Below are 4,506 nucleotides of genomic sequence, written 5' to 3'. Positions count from 1 at the left end.
GATTCCGAGTAGCCCGCTGTGACGACCTTTGGCGGGGCGGCCAGGCGCACGATTGCCAGCGCGTCCGTGCGTCCGTGCCGAGGCCGGAGTCGAGGCGGTGCTCTGCGTCGGCCCGCTTTCTCTCATGTCGCGGTCGGCTGTTCAGGATGGGAGACGAGGAGGGGCGGGACGCAAAGCGAATCAGCCCACCGATGGGGCGGAGGGTGCCTTTTGCGTCCGGTCACGGGGCCTTGCCGTTTTCCCGCACTGCCGCACCCTGTTGTCGAGAACGCTCAGTCCTCAATCGCCGTCCAACCCCGCCCGAAGCTCGTGGGAAGGCTTGAGCGGGCCGGAAGTTCCGTCCGCGACCACGCGCCGAGCGGCGGCGAGATTGGCGCGCAGAGCCTCCAGGTCTGTCTGGGCGAGCGCGTGCCTGGCGGTGCTGGCGCGCAGATCGAGCAAGGCGTCGTCCTCCGGGGTGGACTCGACAGGCTTCCGGAGTTCACCGAACTCCGCATTCAGGGCGACGACCTCCTCGCAGGTGCTCACCAGCGCGCCTACACGATGCTCGATGGCCTTCCACACCTCTTCGAGTTCCTGATTCGGGCAGGGCATCGGGGCCGATCCATCTGTGGCGGACGGGCTGCCTACAGCATCCTGTCGGCCGCGACGGCCATCAAGCCGAGGGGAATGTCGCTCCTCGTGGGCGCTGGATGCCGTGAACTCGACAAGGTCGCGGAGTGACACAGAAATCTCCCACGGCTCGCGTCCAAGCTCATCTACTTGGGCACGGCCAACGGCGCCGTCCTCGCATTCCACGGCACGCCGGGCGGTGTGCAGCGCGTGATCGGCACGGCCGATCAATGCGCGTGCGCGTTCGCCGAGCCCATCCGTGATCACATAGTGGGCGCGCGCTGCACGCAGCCGGCGGATCTCCGCTCGCTGCTGATAGCGGTGGAGGACCTTGGACAGGGACCAGGCCGCAAGCAGACCGGGGGCGATCGTCCAGTCCAACAACGCAGCGGGTGCCCCGACATCTTCAAAGAGCGCCTTGAGCATCAGGTCCGCGTACGCGCGTGCCTCGGGGAAAAGCAACAGACAGCCCGAGTACAGCAACAGACCCCTCCCCACTCTGGTGGACAGCGGTGCGAGAAGTGCCTGCCAGGGGCTGTGCTCCTCAGCAGACTCCACTTGGCGCAGCACGGAGGGCTCCGCCTGCTGAATCAGCTTCCGCAAGGCGGTGTCCAGGTCTGGATCGATCACGAGACGCGGAGCGAGGACCTGCTTCGTGCCTGAGGGCTTCTTCTGGCTCCGATGCTCAGCGGTCATGACTGAAGTTCCTTTCTGATGGCAGAGGTTCACGGGATGGTGGGCGCACGCTGAGCTGGGTCGTGGCGATTGACGGGGCGGATCAGGTGGTCGTGGTAGGGGGACGAGGCCCTGTCCACACCCGGACTTCGGGTTCGACGCCGTGGTCTCCACGGCAGTCCTCGGCGAGCGCCTGCGCGAACTCCTCGGCCGTGCCGCCGAAGGTGGTGGTCTTGATGGGCAGGCCCGGTGCGGGCTGATAGCTGTACTGCGGCACGACCTCTCTCCTTCAGCAGAGGTTGGCTCTACGATCTCCACGCCGTTCATGCCGCGCACCGTGTTCAGCGTGAGCAGGGTGGGCTTTCGCCAGTCGGTGAGCCACCCTGCTCGGCGCGCCCCCGATTGGGACACGGACTGGAGGATCAGGCAGGCACGGAAGTTCGCTTCCAGCTTTGCCCTTACCTTCATCGGATTCCGCTTGTCGGCGCGAGTGTCGCTGTACGGCCCTGCGGTTGCCCTTCCGGTTAAGGATGCTGCAGTCACGCCAAGTGGCGCGCGGCCAAGGCCAGGATGACCAGGACCAGGAGGCCGATCACCACCTGGCCGCCAGTGATCGGTCGTACGCCGTCGGCGGGGGAACTGCCCCCGTGCTGTGCGGTGTTGTGCGCCTCGAGCGCGGTGCCGGGCCCTTCCGGGCCGTGCGGGTACGCGCACTTGCACACGTCACACCAGAACATCGGGGACAAGGGGGCTCACTCCCTTCGGTCGGCCGCCGGTCGGCCGGCGCACGCTCCGGACAAGGGCCCGGAGCGTCCGCTGGTGGACCGGTAGGCCGCCTACTCGACGAGTAGGCGGCGGGTAGGTCGGTGGTAGTTATTGCTGGTCAGAGGCTTGGTAGGTCGGTAGTAGGCGGATCAGGTTGGACCCAGGAGTGGGCAGGGGAGTGAAGGACTGGGGAAGGTCGTCGGAGTGCACGCCGGGCCGGTTACGGCTGGCCCCGTCCTTATCCGAAGCGGGGGCCTTGACCCCATCCCGGATAGTGATCTGGTGACCCTCCAGGAGGGCACGCACGTCGGCCATGCTGGGCCCCGCTTCCCCCTCCTTCTGGAGGCCCAACCACAGCTCTCGGAGGTGCACCGCGACACCGCTTCCGGTGGGCTTCTTGATGCTCTCTCGCACCCACTCGTAGACCTGGATTCGCTCCTGTTCGGCTTGCTCCTCGGGGGAGAGAACCGGCGCTTCCCCACCGGCTTGATCGGCTTCCGATTCGCCGCTCCCCTGGTCTTCGTCCTGATCTTCAGGCAGTTCCGCTTCTGCGTCCGCGGCTTCCTTCCATACCTCCCTGTCCTGATCTTCTTCGTGTTCCTGAACTGCGGGGGTACCCACGACTCCCCCGACGATCCAGGCGATCACCATGAAGACGATCACCACGCCACCGGCTCCACGCGCCATGTCCACCGGGTGGTCGACCACCCACGACGTGGCGTCCACCACCAGGGCCCCGACCGCGGGGAACACGGTCTTCGTCACGAACATGACGCCCATCCCGGCGATCAACAATCCACCAAGGATGACGTCACCCGTGCTGGACTTCGCCGACGCGGCCGTCTTCTTCTTCGTCCCCTTCTTCCTCCCGGCGGGCTTCCGGCCGCGCCCCTTCGCCGGGGTCTTGGTCTGCGCAGCGTCCCCAGTCTTCCCGGTGTCGGCCGCGGCCGGGGCCGACTTCGCGCCTTTCCCCTTCCGGACCTGGCCGAGAACCAGCACCCAGCCGCAGCGGGTGAGGGTCCAGAGGCCGCGGAAGATGACCAGGGTGCCAGTCTTCATGGTGGCCAGACCGGCGCGGTTGAAGAAGTGGTGCGCGCCGAGCTCGGGCCGGTTCATGAACCGGGGCCGTGGCTCCGTGGCGTTGCGCTCCGCGTCCTCGATGACCTGGCACCACCACGCCCGAAGGCGCGACGGCTGGGCCGCCGCGCCTTCGTCGCTCTCCGCCATGTCCTCGACTGCTACCAGGTCGACGACATCCGCCAGGTCATCGCCGTCATCCCCCGGGTCTGGTTTGACCAGGTTCACGGCCATGGTCAGGCCACCACCGTTCCGGTCAGGTTGCTGATCGTGTGCGTGAGGATGGCGAACAGGCCGCCTGCCGCGGTGTACAGGGACGGCAGCATGAGCGAAAGAACACCGTTGCGGAACTTCGAGGGCTTGAGGCCGTACACGAGCAGCGTCACCAGGATGGCGACCGCGCCCGCGCCGAAGTTGGCCCCGTTGCCGAAGCTGGACTGAATCGCCTCGGACAGGCCGCCGCTCATGTCGCCCAGGAAGGCGAAGGTCTCGCCAGCCTGCGCGTACAACTGGCCGGTGACGAACGCGACCACGATCACGCCTTCGTGACTGAGCTTGACCTTCCAAGCTCCCCGGGCGCCAAGGATCAAGAAGGCCGTCATCACGACCGCGCCGCCGGTGAAGCCGATCGCTCCGAAAACCTGATTCACTTCTCTGCCTTTTCATTCTCAGTTAGTACCGAACAGGAGGACCGTCACGGTGGCCGTGGCGGCGGGAACGTGGGCGGCCCAAACGACGCCCTTCCAGGGCCACTTCTCGCCGTAGTGGCCGACCCAGCCGCGCACCATTCGGTAGGCGACCTGGAGTCCGAGGGCGACGCCGCCGCCGACGACCCATGCGGGCCGGGCCATCTGCAGGGCCGTGATCAGGCCCAGCGAGGAGACGAAGAGCACGCCGCCCAACTTCGACCGCGTGGCCAGGCCCAAGACCCCAAGTCCCAGGGCACAGCCAGCCACGGGTGTGGCGTACTGGTCCGCATGGGCCATCAGGTTGGTGACCCAGTCGTCCAGGTGCAGACCCCAGCCCACGGCGTATGCGGTTCCGGCGAAGAGGACTTGGCGACCCCGGGGGTTGTCGACCAGGCCGCCGCCATTCGCGGTGCCCGTGATCACCGGGCCAGCGTTCTTGACCGCGGCCGCGAACCGGCCGGTCGTTGCGGCTGGCACCGGGACCTCTTCGCTGCCGGGCTCGTCGCCGTCGCCGTCCTGGACGGTCTGGTCCTTCTTCCACCAGGCCCAGATCCTCTTCGGCTCGGGCGTCTCGTCGTGATCGCTGCCGTCCTCCTCGTCGGCGTCGTCCTCGGCGGCAACCGGCGGTGCCGCAGCGGCAGCGTCCTTCGACACCGGCGGCGCGGCCACCGGAGCGGGGATCCGCGCC

Annotated in this window: 5 protein-coding genes and 1 pseudogene; all 6 read right to left on the bottom strand. The window is 67.5% G+C overall.

The window, feature by feature from the left end; translation table 11 throughout:
- Nucleotides 1-279 precede the first annotated feature (279 nt).
- The gene (locus P3H78_RS32835) at nucleotides 280-1,308 is read right to left on the bottom strand and encodes a hypothetical protein (protein ID WP_276112834.1); all 1,029 of its coding nucleotides are present in this window, start codon (nucleotides 1,306-1,308) and stop codon (nucleotides 280-282) included.
- 82 nt (nucleotides 1,309-1,390) lie between these two features.
- Nucleotides 1,391-1,564, bottom strand: a complete 174-nt coding sequence (locus P3H78_RS32830) for a hypothetical protein (protein ID WP_276112833.1) — start codon at nucleotides 1,562-1,564, stop codon at nucleotides 1,391-1,393.
- A 262-nt stretch (nucleotides 1,565-1,826) separates the two neighbouring features.
- Entirely contained in the window at nucleotides 1,827-2,024 is a 198-nt protein-coding gene (locus P3H78_RS32825) for a hypothetical protein (protein WP_276112835.1), read from the bottom strand.
- Nucleotides 2,025-2,160: 136 nt separating this feature from the next.
- Entirely contained in the window at nucleotides 2,161-3,363 is a 1,203-nt protein-coding gene (locus P3H78_RS32820; RefSeq protein WP_276112832.1) for a hypothetical protein, read from the bottom strand.
- Between the two features lie 2 nt (nucleotides 3,364-3,365).
- A complete protein-coding gene (locus P3H78_RS32815) occupies nucleotides 3,366-3,779 on the bottom strand; it encodes a hypothetical protein (protein ID WP_018520022.1) in 414 nt (137 codons plus the stop codon).
- Nucleotides 3,780-3,797: 18 nt separating this feature from the next.
- Nucleotides 3,798-4,506 (bottom strand): annotated as a pseudogene (locus tag P3H78_RS32810) (hypothetical protein); the annotation flags it as partial.

This window comes from Streptomyces tropicalis (assembly GCF_029269835.1).
Classification (GTDB): domain Bacteria; phylum Actinomycetota; class Actinomycetes; order Streptomycetales; family Streptomycetaceae; genus Streptomyces; species Streptomyces tropicalis.
This window is presented reverse-complemented; position numbering and strand designations above follow the sequence as displayed.

Bases quoted from the DNA above. Each gene is read 5' to 3' on its own strand.
- P3H78_RS32835 (WP_276112834.1), bottom strand. From the start codon at position 1,308: ATGACCGCTGAGCATCGGAGCCAGAAGAAGCCCTCAGGCACGAAGCAG.
- P3H78_RS32825 (WP_276112835.1), bottom strand. From the start codon at position 2,024: ATGTTCTGGTGTGACGTGTGCAAGTGCGCGTACCCGCACGGCCCGGAA.
- P3H78_RS32820 (WP_276112832.1), bottom strand. From the start codon at position 3,363: ATGGCCGTGAACCTGGTCAAACCAGACCCGGGGGATGACGGCGATGAC.